Origin of the sequence: Microcoleus sp. Pol7_A1, from assembly GCF_036701085.1 — a bacterium.
In the GTDB taxonomy this organism is placed as follows: Bacteria; Cyanobacteriota; Cyanobacteriia; order Cyanobacteriales; family Microcoleaceae; genus Microcoleus; species Microcoleus asticus.
The window spans coordinates 254,070-277,038 of the sequence record NZ_JAUBQD010000003.1 but is presented as its reverse complement, the minus strand read 5'-3'; the positions used below and the strand labels follow the sequence as shown (position 1 = coordinate 277,038).

Annotated in this window: 24 protein-coding genes and 1 pseudogene; 7 read left to right on the top strand and 18 right to left on the bottom strand. The window is 45.8% G+C overall.

Annotation, left to right across the window (positions count from 1 at the left end; translation table 11 throughout):
- Positions 1-12: 12 nt before the first annotated feature.
- Genes pstA through QUA20_RS04040 form a run of 4 tightly spaced genes read right to left on the bottom strand, consistent with a single transcriptional unit; the run spans position 13 to position 4,039 of the window.
- A complete protein-coding gene (gene pstA / locus QUA20_RS04055) occupies positions 13-909 on the bottom strand; it encodes a phosphate ABC transporter permease PstA (RefSeq protein ID WP_333185612.1) in 897 nt (298 codons plus the stop codon).
- A 5-nt stretch (positions 910-914) separates the two neighbouring features.
- Entirely contained in the window at positions 915-1,859 is a 945-nt protein-coding gene (pstC, locus tag QUA20_RS04050) for a phosphate ABC transporter permease subunit PstC (protein ID WP_333185610.1), read from the bottom strand.
- Positions 1,860-1,877: 18 nt separating this feature from the next.
- A complete protein-coding gene (locus QUA20_RS04045) occupies positions 1,878-2,867 on the bottom strand; it encodes a PstS family phosphate ABC transporter substrate-binding protein (RefSeq protein WP_333185608.1) in 990 nt (329 codons plus the stop codon).
- A gap of 50 nt (positions 2,868-2,917) precedes the next feature.
- A complete protein-coding gene (locus QUA20_RS04040; RefSeq protein WP_333185606.1) occupies positions 2,918-4,039 on the bottom strand; it encodes a sulfate ABC transporter substrate-binding protein in 1,122 nt (373 codons plus the stop codon).
- A gap of 260 nt (positions 4,040-4,299) precedes the next feature.
- Between QUA20_RS04040 and QUA20_RS04035 the strand changes: the two genes are divergently transcribed.
- Positions 4,300-4,416 carry an ATP-binding cassette domain-containing protein gene (locus QUA20_RS04035; RefSeq protein ID WP_333185604.1) on the top strand — a complete coding sequence of 39 codons (117 nt, stop codon included), beginning with the start codon at positions 4,300-4,302 and terminating at the stop codon, positions 4,414-4,416.
- A 136-nt stretch (positions 4,417-4,552) separates the two neighbouring features.
- Positions 4,553-4,714, top strand: a complete 162-nt coding sequence (locus QUA20_RS04030) for a hypothetical protein (protein WP_333185602.1) — start codon at positions 4,553-4,555, stop codon at positions 4,712-4,714.
- A 149-nt stretch (positions 4,715-4,863) separates the two neighbouring features.
- Here QUA20_RS04030 and QUA20_RS04025 read toward each other — a convergent pair whose 3' ends face one another.
- Complete coding sequence (locus QUA20_RS04025; protein ID WP_333185600.1) at positions 4,864-5,736, bottom strand: alpha/beta hydrolase; 873 nt, start codon at positions 5,734-5,736, stop codon at positions 4,864-4,866.
- Positions 5,737-6,123: 387 nt separating this feature from the next.
- Here QUA20_RS04025 and QUA20_RS04020 point away from each other — a divergent pair, with 387 nt between their 5' ends.
- On the top strand, positions 6,124-6,618 hold the full coding sequence (locus QUA20_RS04020) for a GAF domain-containing protein (protein WP_333185598.1): 495 nt from the start codon (positions 6,124-6,126) through the stop codon (positions 6,616-6,618).
- A gap of 5 nt (positions 6,619-6,623) precedes the next feature.
- Here the strand turns inward: QUA20_RS04020 and QUA20_RS04015 are convergent.
- The 9 genes and pseudogenes from QUA20_RS04015 to QUA20_RS03975 form a co-directional block, all read right to left on the bottom strand.
- A pseudogene (locus QUA20_RS04015) lies at positions 6,624-6,944 on the bottom strand (XisI protein).
- Positions 6,932-7,192: an element excision factor XisH family protein gene (locus QUA20_RS04010; RefSeq protein ID WP_333185643.1), complete on the bottom strand. Its 261-nt coding sequence runs from the start codon at positions 7,190-7,192 to the stop codon at positions 6,932-6,934. Before QUA20_RS04010 ends, QUA20_RS04015 begins: the two are co-directional and overlap by 13 nt.
- Before the next feature lie 41 nt (positions 7,193-7,233).
- Positions 7,234-7,584, bottom strand: coding sequence for a clan AA aspartic protease (locus QUA20_RS04005; RefSeq protein ID WP_333185597.1), 351 nt, complete (start codon positions 7,582-7,584; stop codon positions 7,234-7,236).
- Positions 7,585-7,595: 11 nt separating this feature from the next.
- The gene (locus tag QUA20_RS04000) at positions 7,596-7,895 is read right to left on the bottom strand and encodes a hypothetical protein (RefSeq protein WP_333185641.1); all 300 of its coding nucleotides are present in this window, start codon (positions 7,893-7,895) and stop codon (positions 7,596-7,598) included.
- On the bottom strand, positions 7,861-8,607 hold the full coding sequence (locus tag QUA20_RS03995; RefSeq protein ID WP_333185595.1) for a uracil-DNA glycosylase family protein: 747 nt from the start codon (positions 8,605-8,607) through the stop codon (positions 7,861-7,863). The genes QUA20_RS04000 and QUA20_RS03995 overlap by 35 nt, the downstream gene beginning before the upstream one ends.
- Positions 8,608-8,949: 342 nt before the next feature.
- Complete coding sequence (gene uvrA, locus QUA20_RS03990) at positions 8,950-11,913, bottom strand: excinuclease ABC subunit UvrA (protein ID WP_333185593.1); 2,964 nt, start codon at positions 11,911-11,913, stop codon at positions 8,950-8,952.
- A gap of 73 nt (positions 11,914-11,986) precedes the next feature.
- Positions 11,987-12,430, bottom strand: a complete 444-nt coding sequence (locus QUA20_RS03985) for a retroviral-like aspartic protease family protein (RefSeq protein ID WP_333185591.1) — start codon at positions 12,428-12,430, stop codon at positions 11,987-11,989.
- A 120-nt stretch (positions 12,431-12,550) separates the two neighbouring features.
- A complete protein-coding gene (locus QUA20_RS03980; RefSeq protein ID WP_333185588.1) occupies positions 12,551-13,183 on the bottom strand; it encodes a 7-carboxy-7-deazaguanine synthase QueE in 633 nt (210 codons plus the stop codon).
- Between the two features lie 186 nt (positions 13,184-13,369).
- The gene (locus QUA20_RS03975) at positions 13,370-14,068 is read right to left on the bottom strand and encodes a class I SAM-dependent methyltransferase (protein ID WP_333185586.1); all 699 of its coding nucleotides are present in this window, start codon (positions 14,066-14,068) and stop codon (positions 13,370-13,372) included.
- A gap of 1,106 nt (positions 14,069-15,174) precedes the next feature.
- On the opposite strand from QUA20_RS03975, the gene QUA20_RS03970 reads away from it, so the two are divergent.
- Both QUA20_RS03970 and QUA20_RS03965 read left to right on the top strand, forming a co-directional pair.
- A complete protein-coding gene (locus QUA20_RS03970; protein ID WP_333185584.1) occupies positions 15,175-15,945 on the top strand; it encodes a hypothetical protein in 771 nt (256 codons plus the stop codon).
- A gap of 446 nt (positions 15,946-16,391) precedes the next feature.
- Positions 16,392-16,838, top strand: a complete 447-nt coding sequence (locus QUA20_RS03965; protein WP_333185582.1) for a hypothetical protein — start codon at positions 16,392-16,394, stop codon at positions 16,836-16,838.
- A 219-nt stretch (positions 16,839-17,057) separates the two neighbouring features.
- On the opposite strand, the gene QUA20_RS03960 is transcribed toward QUA20_RS03965, so the two are convergent.
- A complete protein-coding gene (locus QUA20_RS03960; protein WP_333185581.1) occupies positions 17,058-17,612 on the bottom strand; it encodes a cyclic nucleotide-binding domain-containing protein in 555 nt (184 codons plus the stop codon).
- Positions 17,613-17,949: 337 nt separating this feature from the next.
- Positions 17,950-18,933 (bottom strand): DUF1517 domain-containing protein, encoded by a 984-nt coding sequence (locus QUA20_RS03955; RefSeq protein ID WP_333185579.1) that lies wholly within the window; start codon positions 18,931-18,933, stop codon positions 17,950-17,952.
- Between the two features lie 303 nt (positions 18,934-19,236).
- On the opposite strand from QUA20_RS03955, the gene hemB reads away from it, so the two are divergent.
- Both hemB and QUA20_RS03945 read left to right on the top strand, forming a co-directional pair.
- The gene (gene hemB / locus QUA20_RS03950; RefSeq protein ID WP_172187314.1) at positions 19,237-20,220 is read left to right on the top strand and encodes a porphobilinogen synthase; all 984 of its coding nucleotides are present in this window, start codon (positions 19,237-19,239) and stop codon (positions 20,218-20,220) included.
- Between the two features lie 499 nt (positions 20,221-20,719).
- Positions 20,720-21,208 (top strand): GNAT family N-acetyltransferase, encoded by a 489-nt coding sequence (locus QUA20_RS03945; protein WP_333185577.1) that lies wholly within the window; start codon positions 20,720-20,722, stop codon positions 21,206-21,208.
- Positions 21,209-21,387: 179 nt separating this feature from the next.
- Here the strand turns inward: QUA20_RS03945 and QUA20_RS03940 are convergent, their stop codons facing one another.
- Together QUA20_RS03940 and QUA20_RS03935 are read right to left on the bottom strand one after the other, a co-directional pair.
- Positions 21,388-22,323: a HAMP domain-containing sensor histidine kinase gene (locus tag QUA20_RS03940; RefSeq protein WP_333185575.1), complete on the bottom strand. Its 936-nt coding sequence runs from the start codon at positions 22,321-22,323 to the stop codon at positions 21,388-21,390.
- Between the two features lie 25 nt (positions 22,324-22,348).
- Complete coding sequence (locus QUA20_RS03935) at positions 22,349-22,942, bottom strand: L-threonylcarbamoyladenylate synthase (protein WP_333185573.1); 594 nt, start codon at positions 22,940-22,942, stop codon at positions 22,349-22,351.
- Between the last annotated feature and the right edge of the window lie 27 nt (positions 22,943-22,969).

Below are 22,969 nucleotides of genomic sequence, written 5' to 3'. Positions count from 1 at the left end.
AACTCAAGTTAATTAATGGCTGGAATAGCGTTGGCGCAGATAGATAGCGACGGCATTAAGCGCCAAAATCAAGATAATCAGCACAATAATCGTCGCTGCGGCTGCACTGGCAAACCCCGGTTCAGGACGAGTGATATAGCTGAAAATTTGAATGGGTAACGCCATAAATCGTTGGAATAAACCCGGATTAAACGTAAGGAAACTGACAGCACCCACGACCACCAAAGAAGCAGCATCCCCCATGGCGCGGGAGACAGAAATAATCACCCCCGTAAGAATTCCCGGAATGGCATAGGGTAAGACATGGTGTTGAATGGTTTGCCATTTGGTAGTTCCCAATCCATAGGAAGCATTTCTCAGGGAATCGGGAACGGCGCGGATGGCCTCCCTCGCCGTGACGATAATGACGGGTAAAGACAATAGGGCAAGGGTTAATGCCCCCGAAATCAAGGTAGGCCCAAACCCTAGTAAATAGTTAAAGACCCCTAAACCCAGTAAGCCATAGACAATAGAAGGAATCCCCGCTAAATTCCCGATATTAATCTCAATCAGGGCAGTCCACCACTTTTTAGGGGCGTATTCCTCTAGATACAAAGCAGCCCCTACCCCAATGGGGACCGCAACCAGAAGGACGATCAGTCCCAGAAAGAAACTCCCAATAATGGCTGGACGGATACCTCCGCGTTCGGCAAAACGGGAAGGCGTTTCCGTGAGAAACCCCGGTGTTAGCAATCTGCCAAGTCCATCATGGAGGATATTAAGAACCAGTAAGGCGAGGACAAATAAACCGATGAGTAACCCAATTAAGAATAGATACTCAAAGACTTTACCGATCGCTTCTCGGCGTTCTATGTTGTCGGTAAATTCGGCAGTGTTAACGGAATTGTTTGTTGGAGTTGATTTAACCATAGCAATCAGTCGTATTTTTCCTTAAAGCGACTAGAAATCCAGAAGCTGGCCATATTGAGAGACAATGTAATCACGAACAGAACTGCTCCCACCGCATACAAAGTCTTAAAACTGAGGCTACCCCTGGGACTATCTCCCCCCGAAATCTCCGCCATAAAAGCGGTCAAGGTGGCCACGGATTCCATGAAATTGACGGTGAGGCGAGGCTGCGATCCAGCCGCAATCAGAACGGTCATGGTTTCTCCCACTGCGCGGGAAACGCCTAAAATAATCGAAGCCATAATCCCAGACAAGGCCGCCGGAAGAACCACTTTAAAAATGGTTTCTAGTTTGGTAATGCCCAAGGCATAGGAACCTTCCCGCAGAGAACGGGGAACCGATTGAATGGCATCTAAGCTGATGGAACCGACGGTGGGGGTGATCATAATGCCCATCATTAACCCAGCGCTGAGGGCATTAAAAATCTCTAAGGGGAAAAGATACCGCAGAACCGGAGTGACAAAGAGCAAAGCAAAGTAACCATAAACTACTGTGGGAATTCCCCCCAATAACTCCACAGCAGGGCGTAACACGGCTGCCACATTCGGTTTGGCATATTCACTCAGGTAAATGGCTGAAGACAACCCCAAAGGAACCGCCACAGCCATAGCGATCGCAGATGTTAAAAACGTTCCGTTCAGCAGCGGCCAGATGCCAAAATGGGCCTCGGCAAACAGGGGAGTCCATCGGGTATCAAGAAAGAACTGGGCTAAGGACACTTCTTGGAAAAAACCCAAAGTCTCTTGGAAAATGATCCAGACAATACCAAAGGTGGTGGCAACGGACACGAAGGCACAGGCAAATAAAACTGCACCAATAATCTTTTCTGGGACATCTTCAGAAGCCTTCTTAAGCAAGAAGTCATCCGCAGCGAAAAGGGAGTCATCAAAGGAACTAGGAGTTAGGGTCATTGGCTTGAGATTTCCTTCTTAAATAAAGTTAGTAATGGGTTCGCCGGGTTTGGCTTTTTTGAACTTCGTTCCGGTTTCACGCCGCTCAAATTTTTGCTTAGTTTTCACATAAGCTTCATCGGGTAACGCTACATAGCCCACACCATCCACCCATTTCCAAGAATTTTCTAAATAGAATTTCACGAATCTTTCCAGGGAAGGATTGGTTGTCAGGGAGTTTTTATTGACGTAGATAAAGAGGGGGCGAGAAAGGGGGCTATAGATATTTCTCAGAACGTTATCAAGGGGAACTGGTTTAACACATTCTCCATTCGCATTTTCAATCGCCACCCCGTTCAATTTGTCTTGGTTTTGGAGCAAGAAGGCAATTCCCAGATAGGCAAGTCCCGATTTATTGCCAATCACCCCTTGAACGAGGGTATTTTGGTTGCGACTGGGGGTAAAGTCGGTACGACTATTTTTCCTTTTACTCGTTACGGCTTGGGTGAAATAATCAAAGGTTCCCGTATCGGAAGGAGGGGCAAACAGCAACAGTTTTTCGTCTGGAAAGTCGGGATTGATTTGCTTCCAACTGGTAATTTTGCCTTCGGATTTGGCATTCCACATTGTGTCTAATTCTTTAATCGTTAGACATTTGGCAAAGTTATTTTCCTTATTAACCACTACCGCAAGACCATCAAGAGCCATCGGCAGTTCAATAAATTCGATTCCTTTTTCCTCACATTTTTTGATTTCTTCGTCTCTGATGGTGCGAGAAGCCCCCGCAATCTCAAGGTTTCCAGCACAAAACTTGCTAAACCCTCCCCCTGTGCCACTGGCAGCCACGCTGACTTGGGCATTGGGATAAAGTTTTTGGTATTCTTCGGCGACGGCGAGGGAAACGCTAAAGCCCACAGCACCACCATCAATACTGATTTGCTGTTCCTTATCTTCTGAATTGCCACAACTCGTCATCAGGTTGCCCGTGACGATGAGAGGGATTAGGTAAAACCAACGAGAAAATTTCATAAGATTTGAGCGTAAATTTGGAAAAATGAAAGTGAATTAGGCGTTGAAGTTCAGGACTTGCCCTTAATTTGGTCAAAGATGCCATCCTTTGCAAAAAACTTCTCTTTGATCGAAGGCCACCCTCCTAAATCTTGAGCATTAAACAAGGTTTTAATTGGGGGAAATTGCACCTCTGTGCCTTGAGCGATAAAGGGATTGACCGAACGGTAGCCTAATTTGGCGAATTCTTGCTGAGCTTCGTCTGAATAGAGAAAATCGACAAAGGCTGCTGCCACTTCTCTCGTTCCATGCTTATCCACGTTTTTATCAACTATCGCCACGGGATTATCGATAGAGATATTGAGGGAAGGAACAAAATAACTGGTTTTGGGTCGGTTCGTTCCAGCTAAAATCACTTCATTTTCATAGGTTACTAAGGCATCTCCCTGCCCTTGTTGGAAGAATAAGTCGCTGGCTTCCCGCGCATCTTTCGTTAGGATGGGAATTTTTTTATAGATTTTTCCCACAAAATCAAGGGCTTGTTCAGGATCTCCTCCTTCTTGGGTGACTGACCCCCACAGACCTAAAAATTGCCAAACACCAATACCAGAGGTTTGAGGATTCGCTGTAATGACATTTACATCTTCTTTGGCTAAATCTGCCCAAGTTTGAATATCTTTGGGGTTGCCTTCTCGGGTGACAATTGCGGCCACCGATTGACTAACTACTCCCCTTCTAGGAACTCTGTCTTGCCAGCCAGAGTTAATCAAACCAGCTTCTTCGATGCGAACGACATCCAATGGGAGGGCAAGATGCACTACATCGGCTTCTTGTTTGCCGGCAACGATCTCGTCGGTTTGCGCTAAAGACCCGCCATAACTGCGTTCAAAAATGACGTTTTGGTTGTGTTCTTTCTGCCACTTTTCTACAAATTTAGGGACGATTTGGTCGTGGGCCGCTTTCGTCACTGAGAAGGAAACTAGGTTGAGCTTGATATCGCCTTGATTAGCCCTACTCGTTCCAGAGCAAGCAGCAATTGATATACTTAGAATTACACTTAGTAAAAACAAGACACTGTACGCTTTTTCTGAGCGTCCTAGATGCTGAGCTCTTTTAAGAAATTGCCCTGAAAATCGCAGCAATTGGGAACTGGCTGCGATCGCAAATTTTAGAGACTGAACAATGGAAGTCACTGAATTTTGCCAAACTTGTTGTTGATTCACCGATACTTTTTCTTTAACTACGGTAATTTTATCGATATATCGTAGTTACTTTGAGGAGTATAGAGTCATCAAATTAGAGTTTTCAGTTTTCTTAATATTTTTTTAATAATTGCTCTTAACCTACCGCTACCATGACAAAGAGTCCAAACTCACACCCGCCCGCCGCGGCCGCTAAACAGTTAGAACTGACTAACTTAAGTGACTCCCGCATTGGCGATGCCTAGAAAACAGTGATTATTGCCTCTGGAAGTGGGTGCGGTAAAAGTACGCTGTTGCGGATTATTGCTGGCTTGGAATATCCGACGGTGGGGGAAGTGTTTATTGACCCGAATGTCCCATCGCCGTAGAAGTGTTTGAAGGCAATATCAATGATGCTTCAACCTTAAGTCCACTGCTGGAAAAAGTTCGCCAAAAGAGTTAGATAAAATTGTCACGCTTGACAAGCGCTCGAATCGTCCACTTCGAGGAGCCGAAAAAATTGGGGTGAAAGTGGGAAAGGTCATCAATCGCTATCAGGTAGCAAAGCATTTTCATCTCAAGATTACCGACAACAGCTTCTGCTACGAACGAAACAGCGAGAAGATTGAGATGGAAGCGCATTTAGATGAAATTTATGTGCATTCGTACCTCGGTCTGTGCTTCTAGGGTTAGATGAGAGAGAAACAGTGAAGGCGTATCAGAGTATATTCGATCGGACGCACCTTGCACCATCTTCGGTAGGGTGCGTCGGAAACAAAAACTTTCGAGTTGATGCAAAAACTTCGACTGACGCACCTTACACTATTTGTATCAATTCAAACAGCTTTTCTTGCCAAAAAATCTCTCATATACCGATTCACTAACTGCGGCTGTTCCTGCTGCACCCAGTGGCTGCAATTGGGAATATACTCAATCTGAAAATCTCGCACGTAATCTGCTGTCCCATAGGTTAACTCTTTACCGAGGGCGGTATCATTTTCTCCCCAAATCATCAGCGTCGGAACTTCCAGCACGCTCCAATTCGGGCGATCGAGAAATCCGCTAGCCATATTGCGGTAATAATTGATAGTAGCAGTCAGAGCGCCCCGTTTGGCAGCCGCATCTTTGTAAGCTTCGATATCTGAGGGGGTAAAAGTGTTTTTGTCAACTGCCATACCTTCCAAAGCAGCAGAAATTGCCTGATAGTCGCCCAACTGAATTAACAACTCCGGCAAAACTGGGAACTGAAATAAAAAGATGTACCAACTTTTCAGTAATTGTTGGGGAGTGCGTAACCCTTCAGCAAACTTTGCCGGATGCGGTAGATTCATCACAATTAATTTATCCAGCATTTGGGGGTAAGCATAAGCAAAATTCCAGGCGATCGCGCCTCCCCAGTCGTGACCAACTAAGACGCAACTTTCGTATCCCAAACCCTGAATAATTCCCTTGACATCTTGCACAAACTCTGCCATCACGTAAGCAGATTTATCCTGAGGTTTGTCGCTGTCGTTGTAACCCCTGAGATCCACAGCGACAACTTTATAATCTGATGCAAATTCCGGGATTTGATGCCGCCAAGAATACCAGAATTCAGGAAATCCGTGCAGCATCAGCATCAGAGGCCCAGAACCTTGAGTGACATAGTGCAGTTTGATGCCGTTCGTAGCGATAAATTCGTGTTTCCAAGCAGCTTCCAGCACAGACATATTTGATGCTTCCTCTAGCTTTCGAGATATCCTAGCAGTTACTCTTTTTGATAGAAACCAACTTTAGGCATATCTAGCAATTCACCCAGCACTTGTATACTGTTCCTCTTCTCTTACTTTGTGGAACAGGCTTCCCGCCTGTGGTTCTTCGCGCAAAAAAAGCCGTAGCTTGGGGGGCGGGACGCCATCGCCTGTTTCTCAAAAAGATTGCTATCTCTGTCAAAATAATAGTATAATGTTGCTGGCATCCAGACAACTGTTAAGCCAAAAATTACTCATTTTCGAGCGCGCGAAAATCCCGAAGCGCAACAATTTGAGGTGGTGTGAGGGTGCAATTTAAACAATTCAGAGCTGGCGAGTGTACGAAGAATTAAAGGAGTTAATATCATGTCTGGCGATCGCCTGCAAAACATTCTTAACCGCTTGACAGATCGTCTAAAGCGCGACGTATTAATTGAAAAATCCCTATACGACATTCGAGAAGTTTTGCAGAGCGATCGCGCTGTGCTATATTATTTTTACAGGCAGTGGCAAGGTCAAGTTACCTGCGAGACGTTAAGTGCGATCGAACTCTCAATCTTGGGTTCAACGGGGCCAGATGAGTGTTTTAGCGGCGAATACGCTGCTTTGTACGAAGCCGGCAGAGTTAGAGCAATTACAGATATTGAAGTAGAACCCATTCACGAATGCCACCGAGATTTTCTGCGTAGCCTGAAAGTTCGCGCCAATTTAGCCGTGCCAATTTTAACAAAAAAAGGACTGTGGGGGCTGTTAATTGCTCATCAGTGCAGCGGGCCTCGTACTTGGTCGCGATCGGACATTGAATTCATGCAGCAACAAGCGCAAAATATGGCAATGTCTCCCACAATTCAAGATAGTTAATATAGTTAACAAGAGTTGGCGGCAAGGAGTTTTCGGATGCAGGGGGAGCGAAACCCCAGAATAATGTCTTGAGGAGACACGCCGCGTTGAATCAGTTCTCGATCGATGTAGATTTCGGTACTGTTGTGTTGAATCCAGATGTTATTTTCGATGATATCAAGCTGCATGGCACACCCATAGATGCGCTATTCGTCGCGCCATTCGTTGTGCATAACGAGGTATCGATCGCGGGCAAAATCGAATATTAGCTGAGCATTTGCGTCATTTTTAGCAAAGTCTTCGAGAAACTCGCAAACAATTTTGCGGTATTCGTTTAGTCTATCCATTGGTCGATCGCCTCACGAGTTGGATTGTAAATAATTAGTCGGATTTCATAACGTTCGATGACAGTTTTTGCGGGTTCAAATCTGAGAAACATTTGGTAGGTATCGGTGGGCACTGCCAGATACAGTATACGCTCTGGTTCGCTAGAGACTTCGATCGCAATGCGATAGTTGAGGAAGTGACCGAGGGCGGTGTGGAATTCTGAAATGGTGGAGCCACCTGCGAAACTTAGTTCATGTCTTTTACAAATAACCTTACTGGCTAACGCTAATTGGGCGATCGCTTTGGCATTTACAACTCATCAATCGTCACTAATCCGCCTTCTGTGAACTGAATGACAAGTTCTCGTTCATCTAGCAAAGCAGTTCCAAGTAAGGGTCGCCTTCCTGTCGCAATGAGCAAGACTTCTCGCTCTAAACCATCCCAAAGGACGATCGCTTCATGAAGTGATAGTAAAACTTCGCTGTTATCTGCCAAATTTGCAGGAGTGTCATGTCTGAAGGTCAAACCCATTAACGAAACTGCTTCTGGGGGAAGACACAATTCTCCGGTGAAGCCCGTGTCGATGACAAACTCGATCGGGATGGTTGAACCATTCGGGAGCAAGAATGTTAGTACGACTGTTGCGTGTCCGTTTGTCACAATCCCAGAAATCACTTGCAGACACGCTCCATAACACCACCAAATGAGACAGCAACGTTATACCCAATCCGAATCCCGAAAAGTCTGGCGTTTGGATGCTTCTTACTGAGGTTGCGAGATGCTTGCAACCCAGTTTTATCGACTTCATAATCACCTGTTTCAATGTCGATGATTACCATCTTGCCAATATTTTCCTCAACCTCGATTTTTTGACGGATTCCATTCTCGTACAATTGCTTTGCACGACGCGCAACTTCTTCACGGCTTAATTTGATGCTACCGCAAAAAAGCGCGTAACTTTTCCAGTTCATCACCCTGCAAACACTTGGCAAAACAACGATATCTTCGAGCATTTGGATGAGGGAGAAAAGCAAAAAATCTTTCACGATTCCCTATCTCAATGGAATCAGATATTGAATTCTCCGTCGAGATCTTGAATTGGCTTTGAATCACTTGCCTTGCGCGTGCCCCTAGAACTACGATTACCTTTGCTCTTGCTAGTTCTAAAATTCTCAACAAGTAGGCTTTCACACATTGCTCCTGTGATTGCTCTACGCCGATTTCGGCATGAGACTTACAATGCACTATTTCGGTAAGCGCATAATCAGTGCCTGGACTAACGTTCCGTTGAAGTAGCTCAATAGCACGTTGTCTAACCGATGCCCAGAATTGAGTAGAGCCACTGTATCTTCCGTCTATTAGCAAGGATTTCGTACCATCAATAATCCACTGCTTACGTCCTCCCCCAAAACGATAATTGAAATAATCGTGTACTTCGCTACATGACCAATCCCAAGTTGGGTAGTCTTCATCAGAACCAATTGATGGATTTGAACTTAGGAAAAGAATAGGTGCTTGCTCTATCTGACCACTCCAAGGTTCAGGCACTTGAAACTTTCCTAGTCCAAGTGAACTTTGATAATCAACAATTTTACGACATGGATTTTCAGCAGCAAGATCTTCTCGACACTCTCGTGCGTGAGGGCAATGAACAATTTCACTTAGCAGAGTTCTTTCAGACATTCCCAAACATTCCCAAAATGTATTAACTGATTACGAGGTTATGAAAATCAGCAGTCGAACTTATAATTGTATCGCAGTTGCGGTACAATACCGCATATAATCAAACAATACCGCAACTAGATCGCGCACCTCCTCGATACTCCCTATTCTGATGCTACCAGATTTGATATTACTCGCTGGGGTTGCGCGAAGCATTCGGGTATGAAATTGTCGCCTCGATCGAATTATGTATTTGATATTACTCGCTGGGGTTGGGCGAAGCATTCGGGTATAAAATTGTTCGCAATTGTCGAATTCTGTCGCCCGAATGCTTCGCCCCTACAATCTTTACTACATGACTTATTAACTAACAGCTACAGCCTCCCCCAACGGATGCTGCTGCAAAACAGCTTGCAAATACTTCCCAGTATAAGAACGAGAATTTGCCGCCACATCCTCCGGCGTCCCCGCCACAATAATTTCGCCGCCCTTATCTCCCCCTTCAGGCCCCAAATCGATCGCCCAATCGCAGCACCGAATCACATCTAAATTGTGTTCGATTACCAAAATTGAATTACCCTTATCCACCAATCTTTGCAGCACATTTAACAAATGGTGAACATCATAAAACGACAAACCCGTCGTCGGTTCATCGATTAAATAAAGCGTCTTCCCAGTAGCGCGGCGCGACAGTTCTGTTGCCAATTTTACCCGCTGCGCTTCGCCCCCAGAAAGCGTCGGCGCCGGCTGTCCCAACTGAATGTAACCCAAACCGACATCAACCAAAGTTTGCAGTCTGGCGCCCGCCCTGGGAATATTTTTAAACATCTCCAAAGATTCCTCTACAGTCATGTTCAAAACATCAGAAATCGACTTGCCTTTGTACTTCACTTGCAGCGTTTCCCGGTTGTACCGTGCACCCTTGCAAACCTCACACTGCACGTAAACATCCGGCAGAAAATTCATCGAAATCACGTTCACGCCTTGGCCGCCGCAAGCTTCGCACCTTCCCCCTTTCACGTTAAAAGAAAACTGCCCCGCTTTGTAACCTCTGGCCTTCGCTTCAATGCTTTCGGCAAACAAATCCCGAATCACATCAAAGACTCCCGTGTAAGTAGCGGGATTAGAACGCGGAGTACGGCCGATGGGAGATTGGTCAATTACAATTACCTTATCAATCACATCCTCTAGAGAGCGTTCGCCTTTAGTTTTGAGGGCGTCCATATCGGGCGGTAAAGGCACTTTTTTGGTGATATAGTGTTGCAGTGACGGGTAGAGCAATTCATTGATTAAAGTTGATTTTCCCGAACCGGAAACCCCCGTCACGCAGACGAGTTTTCCCAGCGGAATTTCCACATCAATATTTTTTAAATTGTTGCGCCTCGCATTTGTGATTGAAAGAGCTTTGCCGTTGCCTTTTCTCCTTTCATTAGGGGTTTCAATTACTCGCTTTCCCGACAAATAAGCACCAGTCAAAGATTCCTCGGCCGTTAACAAATTTTCTAAACTTCCTTGCGATATAATTTTACCACCGTGAACGCCGGCACCGGGCCCGATATCGACAATGTGGTCGGCCGCTCGCATGGTTTCTTCATCGTGTTCTACGACAATCAAAGTATTGCCTAAATCGCGCAATTTTGTTAAGGTTTGCAGTAGGCGAAAATTGTCTCTTTGGTGCAGTCCGATGCTCGGTTCGTCCAAAACGTAGAGAACACCTGTCAAACCAGAACCGATTTGAGTCGCCAGCCGAATTCGCTGGGCTTCTCCGCCAGAAAGCGTCATTGCTGCGCGGTCTAAAGTCAGGTAATCTAACCCGACATCGAGCAAAAATTGCAGCCTTGCTTTGATTTCTCTCAGGGCTAAATCGGATATTTGGAATTGCCGATCGCTCAATCCCAAATTATTTACTCGTTCGCGACATTCGCGAATCGAAATACTCGTTAAATCCACAATTCCGTACTGTCCCAACCGCACCGAAAGCGCCTCTGTTTTCAAGCGTTTGCCGTGACAAACCTCGCAAGAGCGATCGACCCGATACTGTTCCAACTTCTGCTTGATCAGATCGGAACCAGTATCGTCGTACTGGCGCTGCAACATGGAAATTACGCCCTTAAAATCTCTTTTCAAATCGGTGGTGTTGCCGTCTCGCTTCTTACTTTCTGAGGTACCCTTGGACTCATTGCCGTACAAAATCACGCGCTGGTGTTCGGGCTTTAATCGATACCAAGGAGTGTCGATATCAAACCCGCAAGTATCAGCAATACTGCACAGCAAAGAAAGATAATAAGAATTGTCTTTGTCAGACCAAGGTGCGATCGCACAATAAAGAGGTGCTTTCTCGTCGGGAACTACCAACTCCGGCGCAAAAGTCCGCAAACTCCCCAAACCGTGGCAGTTCTGGCACGCGCCGTAGGGCGAATTAAACGAAAATAGCCTGGGGGAAAGTTCTTCCATTACCGCGCCGTGTTCGGGACAAGCAAAGTTTTCGGAAAATACGATCGGCCCCTGTGGTTCGGAATTTTCATCACTCGGTAACTCTTCAATTATCGCAATTCCCTCAGAATGGCGCAAACAAGTTGCCAGAGAATCAACTAAACGTTCTTCTAAACCGGGTTTTTTAATTAACCGATCGACAACTATCTCAATATTGTGCGTATGATTTTTATCTAATTCGATATTTTCCGAAAGTTCTAAAATTTCTCCGTCAACTTTGACGCGGATAAATCCTTCCGCAGCTATACTCGACAATAATTTGCGGTGAGTGCCTTTTTTTCCGCGCACAACTGGTGCCAGAAGGTGAAAGCGAGTGCCGTCGGGAAGTGCCATGACTCGATCGCACATTTCATCAATTGTCTGCGGCGCAATGCTGCGATCGCAAATCGGACAGTGCGGTTCACCGGCTCTGCCGTAGAGCAATCTGAGATAATCGTAAATTTCTGTAACAGTGCCAACAGTCGATCGCGGGTTGTGAGAAGTTGACTTTTGGTCGATCGAAATAGCCGGACTCAAGCCTTCGATCGCGTCCACATCCGGTTTGTCCAACTGTCCCAAAAACTGGCGCGCGTAGGCGCTGAGAGACTCCACGTAGCGGCGCTGTCCCTCGGCAAAAATTGTATCGAAAGCGAGGGAAGACTTACCAGAACCGGAGACACCCGTAAAAACTATCAGACGATCGCGCGGCAGTTCCAGATCGATATTTTTCAGGTTGTGCTGTCTCGCACCGCGAACCCGAATCATATTTTGGTTGTTAGAGTGAGAATTCGTCACATTATGCCCGTTGCGGGATGCACTTGGCTGGCTGTTTGAGGTTTCGGCGCGTTGGGACATGAGAGTAGTGCAAAACAGTGCTTAACCATCTTAGCGCTGCAGATCGAATAGCTGGCATCCAAACTCAAGAATATCAAAGAATTGTCAAATAGGTTTCCGTCGGCCCGTCGGGCAAAACCTTCAAACTTTGATGCTTCAAATCCACTTCAATTCCCAACGCTTCCATCGGAATCACGCCTAAAAGTGGCGTTTTCCCCTCGGGCAATTCCAGACACTCAAAAGTGCCTTCGCGCCCGCACAGAGAAATCTTGGCATCTTGAAAAATCCTCGCTTCACTAATGCCCGTCGCTGTTTCCACAACTACTTGCTTGAGAATTTTCAAACCCAGTCGGGCAATGACATCTTTAGGCAAACACAAAGTTGTCGCGCCCGTATCTACCAAAACATTTTCTAGAATAACAGACCTGACTTGCTCCATTGGAATCAGACCATCTTCTGCTTTCCCTTCGTCCAGCCGATTCGTAATTACTAGAGTTGTGATAACTTTTCCCATTGGGGTTTCCGTAGTTGTTTCCATTACGTTCAAATTATCATAAATTTCTCCTTTAATTTTAGCACATATTTCCACATATTGTAGGGCGATATACTCCCACTTTGCACCGCCAACCTGACGAATATCTCTGCCTAAATCATCACATTATTGCACGCCAATAAACTTGTGAGTTTGCAAAGATAACTTGTAGCTAGGATTTTGTTTCAGCAATTCCAATATTATGGGAATCGCTGAATCTTTCGAGTTCCATTCTGGTTGCAAAAAAACCGGAATCTTCACATTACTTGCCAAATGCTTGTGATAAAATTCAACTTCTTCGCCAGTGCTAACCACCAACTTAATTTCATTAGCTCTAGTCCAAAAAAGCTCTTGCACCGGATATTTAGGGTTGATGTGTTCCTTAGGAGAAAGAGTAATCCAAGCCTGCGGCGAAACATCCTGCCAGCAAGCACCAGAAGTTTCAATACTCACCTGCTTGTCAGCTTCTAACAAAGCTTCAACTAACTCCGGCAAATTCTGGTGTATAAAAGGTTCGCCGCCAGTAATGACAACTCTCGGAGACTGCAATTGAGCGAGCAATTGTGCGATCGACTGCGGCACAGACGGCAAACCTTTGCCCCCATTTGCGTAACCGGTGTCGCACCAAGGACACCCCACAGGGCAACCTGCCAATCTGATAAAATCCACTAAAGTCCCCGTCCAGTAACCTTCGCCTTGAACAGTACACTGAAAAGTTTCGTGAATCGGTAATTTTACCTGCAAATTTGAACCCAGCATTTGCGCCTCTGATTAACTAAAAAATAAATCATTCTCTAGGGTACGCATTGCGAACCTTACTCTATACTTTTGAGTTTTTAGGGTGCGAATTGCGCACCTTACTCCTATATAAAACTGACTTGTATATTCTTGAATAATTAGCAGTTTGTGGCAATTTAAAATGAACCGCAAACCGCAAACAACTCTTTAATTATCCTGTTCAGGTTCCATCATAGTAGCCCAGCGGCGTTTCAATGCCAAAGTCAGCCCGTCACCAATGGGGACAACACTGAGAGTAACTCTGGGATCGTTGCGCAATTTGTCGTTAAAAGTACGAATGGCGGTGGTACTTTCGTCTTGTACTTGAGGGTCAGCAACTCGTCCTGACCACAGAACATTGTCAATTACAACTAAACCGCCATTGCGTACAAGTTGCAGCGATCGCTCAAAATAAGCCTCATAATTTTCTTTATCGGCGTCGATGAAGGCAAAATCAAAGGTTCCTGCTTGTCCTTCAGCTATTAACTTGTCGAGAGTATTTATTGCTGGGCCCAACTGCAAAGAAATCTTGTTGGCGACACCCGCAGCTTCCCAATAGCGTCGCGCGATCGCAGTATATTCCTCGCTGACATCGCAGGCAATAATTTGACCGTTAGGAGGCAGCGCTAAAGCTACGCACAGCGAGCTATAACCAGTAAAAACGCCAATTTCTATGGTTTTGGTCGCTCCCATAAGCTGCACCAGCATCTCCATAAACTGACCTTGTTCGGGAGCAATCTGCATCATAGCCCTAGGATGCTTAGCAGTTTCTTCCCGTAGGGAAGCGAGAATATCGGGTTCCCGCAGAGAAATAGATAACAGATAATCGTAAAGTTGATTTTCTAGGCCAAGAGTTGAGTTCGCCATCGGTTTGTCCTTCCTGCTGACTTTTTATTTGAGATTGTAGACGCGCAGTTAATGGAAATCGGAGACTGTAGAGTTAAATTTGGCACCTATTTTGCTGTGGCTGATGACAGGTTGCAGTAGCAGTGTCTCGTTTATGGAGAGGCAACTTGCAAAACGCGCGATCTAGTTCCAAACCAGTTTATCTCAGCCACAGGTGATTTAGCAGCTCTGGAAAAGAAAAATCGATACAGGGGAGCGTTTTGAGATGGCGGCGTTCCTAGCACTAGCACCGCGTAACGCCGTTAGTGATAGCAGTTTAAAAGATGAATGCAACTGTGGACAAGCTGCAAACCCATACATAATCAGCCATTGCTCATCTCAAGTCTCAAATCTCAAATGCTATGAGTTGGGTAGAACGTGACCGAAAGCATCTAGGATACAAGCCCCCGGATTCATCCGTGGATAAATAAAAAACCTGTATCCGATAAAGGAGCCCCCGAATTTATCCGTGGGGTCAATGCTTCAATTCTTTAATCTAAAATCTAAAATCTAAAATCTAAAATCGATTGACTTCATCCCGATCGCTAAGTAGATGAACTGCGAAAAGCATAAGTAGTCAAAAGTGAGTGAAATGAAGCAATCGCAGAGGTTGTGATTAGTTTACATTTTGTTACGTTGTCAAGTTTTTGCGTGTCGCTCTACTTAATTTTCAATGACTAATTATTGAGAAGTTACGCACTCTCAAAAAACAAACCGTTTCATTTAACTCTTATTGATGGGTTAAAGCCGGTGTATTTTCCTGGAACAAAGCAGGGGCCTGGAAACACTGGTGTCGCGGAATATGACTAATCACTAATAAACTGGGTTTAATAGGACGATTGCTTAACTGTCACAGCTTATTGCTGCACACCTAAACAACCTACCCACAATCAGTACAACATTCCAGGATTTAGGTATACCAAGTATTTGTGGGAAATTTTCAGGTTTCTATCAACCCTTGCTCCGCACTATTACTGATAACGAATAAACAGGGTTTAATAGGACGATTACTTAACTGTCACAGTTTATTCCTCCATACTTAAACAACCTACCCACAATCAAAACAACATTCTACCAAGGCGATAGTTATGTATTACAGTTTTGCAGGTTTCGGTGCGGCGACGGGCATATTTTTATTGTTAGTTTTTGCCATTCTGCAATGGTTGCACGTCTCCGCTGGCAGTTTTATTGATTGGGTAATTGCCATTGCTATTTTTGAATGGCTGTTGCTGATAGTTACAGTTCCTTGGAATATCCATTTTGAAGCTAAAGAAGTTTTAGCGCAAGCCGCAGAATCTACCAAAAAAAATATTGCTGTCGATCAGGAACAAGTCAAATACGTTACTGTATTAGTTAGCCGATCGCTCTTTGTGGCGATCGCACTTCACCTGTTTAGCGCGATCGCACTTTACGCCCTAGCCGCCGCTGGAATTAGTGCTGTTGGCTATCTCAGTTCCGCTGCTGCACTGCTGTTAACTGTAATGCGTCCAGCTATCCGAGGTTATCATTATTTAGCCCAGCGGCTGACAACTATCCGCCGCCAATTTTTGCACCCCCGCGAAGATATTGTCGAACTCCGCAGCCGCTTTGCAGAATTAGAATCTACAGTTAGAGATTTGACCAATCAATTAAGTTCAGACAATCCGAATTCGTGGGTGGCTGTCCAAAATCGGGAGCAACAGGCGATCAAAATACAATTAACTAATTTATCCGCATCTCTACAATCTTTGCAAGCGACAAATCAGGCAGAACACACTAAACTCAGAAGAGATGCAGAAAGTGCGATCGCCCAACTCACCGATGACGGACAGTTTCTCAACCACGTCCGCGAAATCATCCGCTTCTATAAAGAAGCATAAAAGAAGTCATTAGTGATTAGTCATTACTGATTAGCCATTAGTCATTAATGATTAGTCATCAGTCATTCTCCCAATTACCCATTCTCAATTTCCCCTTCCCAATTATCTACCTTTAGATAGATGTCAAAAAATCGCAAGCTGTGAAAGCGGCAATGTAGAGATAATTTTATCAGTCTTAAGGAAGACTCAATAAATGTATTTTTCATATAGCAACCGCCCTGACGGTTAGCAGGTTCTTAATTCCTGAAACCCTTGCCGAAGATTGCTTCTTCCTTTTCTCGTAGATAACTAAAACCTTTTTGCTTCTTCCTTGTTCCTTCAACATCTGCTATAAAAGCAAGTTCTCGAAAACTATAACCAAAGATAGTTTGTGAATGAGCTAGCTTGGCCTTAATATTTAAACATAAGCCAAACATCTTTTTGAAAAGATAACTCAGGAATAAATCATGACTAATCGCCAACCAACACCGCCCGACGAAGAAATTAGCAAATCAACACCCGCCGACGAACAAATCGAAGCTAATATGGAAGCCCCGCACTACGACAGGGGCATTACTCCTGCGGAGACAGCAGCGCGGCAAGAACGCGAAGGCGCTAACTTCATGCACCCTACCACCGAAGGGAAGCAGAAAGGTGCAAAAACTGATGACCAAACCGATGACGAAAGCATTCACACTACAGATGGTTATACAGTAGACAAAGAAGGTCTAGTTAACAATTACGCGATCGAACCGGAAATGTACATCAACGAACCGGGCGATTTGAGAGAAAAAGAGGAAGCCGAAGCCCAAGAACGCGCTCGCATTCTCGCAGAAGTCAAAGATAAAAAAGGCGAGGAAGGAAAACTAACCGATGAAGAAGACACCCGCGGCAAAGGGCCGGGAATTATCTAGATTGTGTGGTTGGTAGTTGCATTTGGGCGCGCGAGGTTGCAACTGTAAAGCAAAGGGGGGGTTGTTATAGTTCCGGCAGTTATCGATCGATATTTCCGGTAAAACCCGCCCCTATCTTGCTGGAGACTTCTGTTTTTAGATTTGAGAGTTGACATCGATAAATTACCGTCTGTATTGGTCTGTTTTCACAGCACAAACTCAAAAACGCCTTAAAATTACTCAAGCCCTAACATTTTCCTTCAGCCAATTAAACTTAGCCTGAGCCAGCGCCAAATTTTCCAGGACGTTAGGATTGATATCCTCCCGTTCAAATTCGGGTTTATCTAATTCTATATTGCGCCCGTATTCTATATGTCTGATCGTACCGCGCATCCTGTCTGCCAGACACAGTGAAATTCCATAATAAAACCGGGAAGCAAAGCCCATATCCTGTTGAAGTTTGATTACTAACTGCCGCCTGGGAATTGCCAGCAAGTGAGTTTCTTCGATCGCCTTCACCGTTGCCAGAGGAGGGCGAGCGTCAATAAAAGAGACTTCTCCAACCAGTTCTCCGCTGGCTATTTTAGCAAGTTCTTTAGTCGCCTCAGCCTCGATCAAAACGCTTAAACTCCCATCCAAAACAATGTATAGCGCATCGATCTGTCTCCCTTCATGGATCAAAATCGCGCCCGGATCTAGAACTTCCTTTTTGCCTTTTTGGACGATCCAGTTGATATCGTCATTATTTAACTGGCTCAAAATGAAAAGTGCTTTTTTTCTGCTGCTGTCGGCCATAAGTTTAGCTCCCGATGTTTCTTTTTTCTTATATAAAATTTAGAGTACACCCGGTTGCAACTTCTTCCGAAGCAGTAACTCCTGACTCAATCAGTTTTTTTTATCCTGCCTAACTTCTTCGCCAAACTTTTCTCGGGTCAGCCTTGCCCATAGCAGAAGATCGATCGAACTGAATCATAATCTCTAAATAGTAGCATTTGTTAAACAATCTTTTTTAAGTCGATCGGCATCCACAAAATCCCGCGAAATGCCCGTCTCAAAGGCAATTGGGTTCGCCCCCACAGTTTTGGGGCGGGATGGGGCGCGGCAGAAAATGCTCCGCGCCCAGTCTTGCTCACTAAATCGATCGCAAATCGGGATAGCCGGCCAACATATCGTCAGCAGTCAGAGTGTCCCCGTTCGCTTGAGGAGTCCACAGCACCTCAACCGCCAGCAACTGCTCGCTCGATACTCCGCCAATCTGGCGCAAAGCTTGGCGCAAATCTTCAGAGTTTTTCACTGCTGGCAATTGCAATTTGCCTTGAGTACCGACAAGCACCGTCACCACAATAAATTCCCCGGGATCTGAATTCAAATCAGAGGCAACCAGCGCGCCATTTTCCTGCGAACCTGGCAGGACATTGCTGCTCCCTGCTTGGCGGAGCTGATTGTTATAATTCGAGAGCGTTTCTTCAGTAAATTTACTGCGTTCTGCCAAAGAAAGTTGATTAAACTTAGCTTCGGCTGCTTCTAAGCGAGTTTGCACAGATTCAGCGCCCGCGTAAACCCAGTATTCAGGATGCCGCAGCAGCGCCAGAGTAGATTCTTGCACCACTTGAGCGCGACCGGCCGCTGTATCGGTATCCGCTTTGCGCGCTAGGGAGTCGAGTTCGGCTTGCAAACCGCGGGCCTCTGCTAGCAAACCAACTTGCAAGCGGGCGACAGATACGGTGGTAGTGGGAGCGCTGTTGCCCAGTTCGTCAGTTCCGCCTCCGGCGCGGCGGAAGCTTTGGACGAGGAAATTAGCGATCGAGATAAAAATCAAAATCGAGAACAGGCCGCCAAACCCGCCCCCAAAGCCAAAAAACGGCAGTAAGAACGGGAAACCGAAGCCGCCGCCAAAGCCACCGCCCGGGTAGTAACCGCCTCCCGACGGCGCGTAAGTGCGGCTCGGCGATGAGTAACTGGGCGCCGGAGCTCTAAAAGATCCGCCCCCGATGCGTCCTCCGCTGCGGGCAGCCAGAGCTCCGTCAGCGTTACCGAGGGCTAGCGTCAGTACCAGACCGATCGCGAATAGTGGTTTCAAAAGCGGTTTCATCTTTGAAATTAGTTGCTTGTACATAAGACCGTTACTATTCGATACATTTATAATTTACCGTCTATTCTCGCTTCTGGGCACCCTGGTTGCAGGTGTGAAGCCAGCGAGATATCCGTACTAACCGATCCGAGAAGCAGCGTTAGGGCTGTGTCTGGGAAAGGGAAAGGCTACAAAGGACTTGCATTCCTGACTGGGAACAATGGACATCGCGGGTTTTACAGAAGTTTACTTAAGTACAGGGCGATCGGCCAACAATAAGCTCTAGACTTTTAAAGAAACCCCGCGAGTCCTAGAAAACAGGCATTTATCTACCGTAAAAAAAACATTATGTTTCCAACTCACCGCCCCCGCCGCCTCCGCAACCATCCCCAACTCCGCCGGATGGTACGCGAAAATATCTTGACAACCAGCGATTTAATTTACCCCCTATTTGCCGTACCGGGGGAAGCTTTTGCCAAAGAAGTCACATCGATGCCGGGAGTTTACCAGCTATCGGTAGACAAAATAGTAGAAGAAGCAAAAGAAGTCTACGACCTCGGCATTCCGGCTATTATTTTATTCGGCATTCCCGCAGATAAAGACACAGATGCTACAGGTGCTTGGCACGACTGCGGCATCGTCCAACAAGCGACGGAAGCAGTTAAAAAAGCCGTACCGGATTTAATCGTCATGGTCGATACTTGTCTGTGCGAATATACCAGTCACGGTCACTGCGGCTATTTGGAAGTCGGAGATTTAAGCGGCCGCGTCTTGAACGATCCCACACTAGAATTGCTGAAGAAAACCGCAGTTGCTCAAGCTAAAGCTGGTGCAGATATTATCGCACCTTCGGGAATGATGGACGGTTTTGTCGGAGCAATCCGCCAAGGATTGGACTCCGCTGGATTTGAAGATATTCCCATCATGTCTTACGCCGCAAAATACGCCTCAGCTTATTATGGCCCGTTCCGGGATGCGGCCGATTCTGCTCCGCAATTTGGCGATCGGCGCACCTATCAAATGGACCCGGGAAACGGCAAGGAAGCTCTTAAAGAAATTGCTCTCGACATTGCCGAAGGTGCAGATATGCTCATGGTTAAACCCGCTTTAGCTTACATGGACATCATCTGGCGCGTGAAGGAAGCAACTAACCTGCCAGTTGCTGCTTACAACGTTTCTGGAGAATATGCGATGGTGAAAGCCGCCGCCCTCAACGGTTGGATAGACGAAGAAAGAGTAGTGATGGAAACTTTGACAGGATTCAAGCGTGCTGGTACTGATTTGATTTTGACTTATCACGCCAAAGACGCCGCGCGCTGGCTGCAAAACTGATTCACTCGATTAGAGATTAGAGATTAAAGAATTGACTCCACAGCACAATCTTCAGGTGTTCTCGTGGAGTCAATACCTCTCTCGATAGATGATTTTTGAGCAATTAGGCAACACACAAGCTATCGCTTACGCTTACCGATGGATGACGCCTCGAAACCCCGGTTTTTTACCGTTTTAGTGGGCTGTAACGAAGTATTGCTATGAAAAAACTCGGTTTCTCTGCAGACAAACTCCAGACCCCTAAAAAATCAGTCATTCCTATCTAAAATCTCAAATGGTATGAGTTATAAGTTGGGAATTTTGACTCAAAGACTTTTTTACAAAATTTACCCCAAAAAGTATTAATCATCACCGAAATTACTTAGAAAATATGTATCAATAAAAATAGTTTTGTAAATGGGGAATTCAACCATTGATCGTTCCCAAGCAAAATCAACTTTCACTCCTGTAAAACAGTAAAAGTCACACAGTTTAGATACAACTTGAAGGCAGATTGAGCATGACATCAACGACTAGGGATTCCAGTCACATTCAATTTTGTATAGGTCGCGATCGCGCAGACATCGCACAGATCCAAGAACTATTTAAAGCCGCCGCCTTTTGGGCGAGGGAACGCAAGATAGAAGATTGGGAAATTGCGATCGCCAACAGCGAACCTGTTGTTACAGTGTGGGACGGCTCACGGGCGATCGGCTTTGCCAGGGCCACCTCAGACGGCATCTATCGAGCCACCATCTGGGATGTCGCCATTCACCCGGATTACCAAGGTGCAGGACTCGGTCGCAAATTAGTGCAAACCGTCTTGAGTCACCCTCGAATGTGCCGAGTAGAGCGAGTTTACCTGATGACAACTTACAAACAAAGCTTCTACGAGCGCATCGGTTTTCAGAAAAACGCTAGCACCACCATGGTACTTGAAAATCAGCTTCTCGAAGAGAATCTCGAATTAGAAATTAGCAACGGCGAATTGCTAAGGGCTAATTGTTAAATAAGCAGAAAACTTGCACCCAAATTGCCTCAAAATCTCTTAAATGTAGGTGCGCAATGCGCACCTTACTCCCGCTCGATAATTTCCCTCTTCCTTCCTTCTTCACTCTTTCATCTTGACGCTTGACTTCTTCCCTCCATCCCTTAATCCGTTAAACAATCCATTCCCTTCTTCCTTCTTCACGAATTTGCCAAAGGAATAGAACACTGAGTCCGGTTAAAATTGGACTCTTCGGACTCAGAAGGCACGGCCAGAACCTCCAACTTTCCGTTCATCAAACTTAAAAGAGTCTGATTCATCAATAATCTCATTCCAGAAGAAACCTTAGAATTATCGCTGCTCTTAGTAGCATCACACTCCAAATCGTGCTTAAGCAAATCCCAAGACTCGCTCCAAGCACTTACTGAACGCTGATCGTCAACCCAAATGTGAACGTATCCAGATTCCGGCGAAGAATGCGCCGAAACAGAAATACTCCCCTCCTCCATCTGAGCAACAGCCGTATCTACCAAATTGACTAAAACTTGTCTAAACCTCGGCAAATCTGCCAATACATAAATTCCGGGATCGGGCGGTAATATCTCCAAACGAATGCTGCGATTTGCAGCTTGCAAGTAAGTTAAATCATCTACTTCATCAAAAATCGCAGCTAACTGAATCGGCTCAATATCCATCGTTTCAGTGCCGTGTTCAGTTTTAGCAACAAAGATAATTTCATCTATCAATTTCACCAGCTTAAGTGCGGCGAGGTGAGCTTGCTCGACAAACTCTCGTTCCTCAGCAGGATCGTCGCACAGATCCGACAGAATTAATTGCAGCGTACCAATCATACTGCTCAGGGGCGATCGCAACTCGTGAGAAGTTCGAGCCAAAAAACCCGCCTTAAATTGGCTCATCTCCGATGCCATCTGATAAGCCAATTGAGTTTGCTTAAGTTGCTCGGAAAGGGCATCAAACTTCTCTAAGTGAATTTCTTGAGGAGGTGGCTGCACTTTGGGCGCAGGTTCGGGCGGTTGCGAGCTTTTTTGCCGCAGGCGCCAAATCCAACTGCTTCCCAAACCCAACCCCAGTCCCATACCTAAATATATCAAGTCGCTCCAGCCGATCGGCGCCATATTGCTTTGCCTTGGAGTTTAGCTTTTAGCATTCTAACTCGATCGTGCCTTGTCGCAATATTTCCCACTCGCTGCCCGTCCATTTAGCCACAGTGGAAGGCAAACTCGAAGCTGTTGTCGCTGTTGCTAATTCAGAAGCAACTAATGTCAAGACTTCTGGAAAGTGAGCCTCAATTTCTGTCACAGACTCCAGAGGCGGCTGACCGGATAAATTAGCACTGGTAGTAGCCAAAGGGCCTGTCTGCTCTAGAATCTTTAGGGCAAGGGGAAGGTTAGGCACTCGTATTCCGATTGTAGTCCGATCGATCGAATTCATGGCCGCCGGGACTTTTGCCGAAGCCGGCAGCACCAAAGTTAACGCCCCCGGCCAATAGGATTGGGCCACTTGCTGCCACAAGTTTAACTCTGCTGGACTTCCCTGCACGTAAGGCCACAAAGCCTGGGCCGATGCTGCCATCAAAATCAGCGGTTTGTCTTGACTGCGACGTTTAGCTGCAAAAATCAGCTCCGAGCGATCTGGCCGCGCAGCCAAAGCGGGTACAGTATCTGTGGGAAAGCTTACAATATAATCTCCTGAAATTGCCCCTTGAATCAAGGAGTCGATCGAAACTTGCGCCATTCGATTTTAGATTTTAGATTTTAGATT

Excerpts from the sequence above, each read along its gene's own strand:
- pstA (WP_333185612.1), bottom strand. The coding sequence starts at position 909 with ATGGTTAAATCAACTCCAACAAACAATTCCGTTAACACTGCCGAATTT.
- QUA20_RS03980 (WP_333185588.1), bottom strand. The coding sequence starts at position 13,183 with ATGCTGGGTTCAAATTTGCAGGTAAAATTACCGATTCACGAAACTTTT.
- QUA20_RS03960 (WP_333185581.1), bottom strand. The coding sequence starts at position 17,612 with ATGGCCGACAGCAGCAGAAAAAAAGCACTTTTCATTTTGAGCCAGTTA.
- QUA20_RS03995 (WP_333185595.1), bottom strand. The coding sequence starts at position 8,607 with ATGTCTGAAAGAACTCTGCTAAGTGAAATTGTTCATTGCCCTCACGCA.
- uvrA (WP_333185593.1), bottom strand. The coding sequence starts at position 11,913 with ATGTCCCAACGCGCCGAAACCTCAAACAGCCAGCCAAGTGCATCCCGC.
- pstC (WP_333185610.1), bottom strand. The coding sequence starts at position 1,859 with ATGACCCTAACTCCTAGTTCCTTTGATGACTCCCTTTTCGCTGCGGAT.
- QUA20_RS03955 (WP_333185579.1), bottom strand. The coding sequence starts at position 18,933 with ATGTACAAGCAACTAATTTCAAAGATGAAACCGCTTTTGAAACCACTA.
- QUA20_RS03985 (WP_333185591.1), bottom strand. The coding sequence starts at position 12,430 with ATGGAAACAACTACGGAAACCCCAATGGGAAAAGTTATCACAACTCTA.
- QUA20_RS04045 (WP_333185608.1), bottom strand. The coding sequence starts at position 2,867 with ATGAAATTTTCTCGTTGGTTTTACCTAATCCCTCTCATCGTCACGGGC.
- hemB (WP_172187314.1), top strand. The coding sequence starts at position 19,237 with ATGTTTCCAACTCACCGCCCCCGCCGCCTCCGCAACCATCCCCAACTC.
- QUA20_RS03940 (WP_333185575.1), bottom strand. The coding sequence starts at position 22,323 with ATGGCGCCGATCGGCTGGAGCGACTTGATATATTTAGGTATGGGACTG.
- QUA20_RS03965 (WP_333185582.1), top strand. The coding sequence starts at position 16,392 with ATGACTAATCGCCAACCAACACCGCCCGACGAAGAAATTAGCAAATCA.
- QUA20_RS03975 (WP_333185586.1), bottom strand. The coding sequence starts at position 14,068 with ATGGCGAACTCAACTCTTGGCCTAGAAAATCAACTTTACGATTATCTG.
- QUA20_RS03945 (WP_333185577.1), top strand. The coding sequence starts at position 20,720 with ATGACATCAACGACTAGGGATTCCAGTCACATTCAATTTTGTATAGGT.
- QUA20_RS03970 (WP_333185584.1), top strand. The coding sequence starts at position 15,175 with ATGTATTACAGTTTTGCAGGTTTCGGTGCGGCGACGGGCATATTTTTA.
- QUA20_RS04020 (WP_333185598.1), top strand. The coding sequence starts at position 6,124 with ATGTCTGGCGATCGCCTGCAAAACATTCTTAACCGCTTGACAGATCGT.
- QUA20_RS03935 (WP_333185573.1), bottom strand. The coding sequence starts at position 22,942 with ATGGCGCAAGTTTCGATCGACTCCTTGATTCAAGGGGCAATTTCAGGA.
- QUA20_RS04025 (WP_333185600.1), bottom strand. The coding sequence starts at position 5,736 with ATGTCTGTGCTGGAAGCTGCTTGGAAACACGAATTTATCGCTACGAAC.
- QUA20_RS04000 (WP_333185641.1), bottom strand. The coding sequence starts at position 7,895 with ATGAACTGGAAAAGTTACGCGCTTTTTTGCGGTAGCATCAAATTAAGC.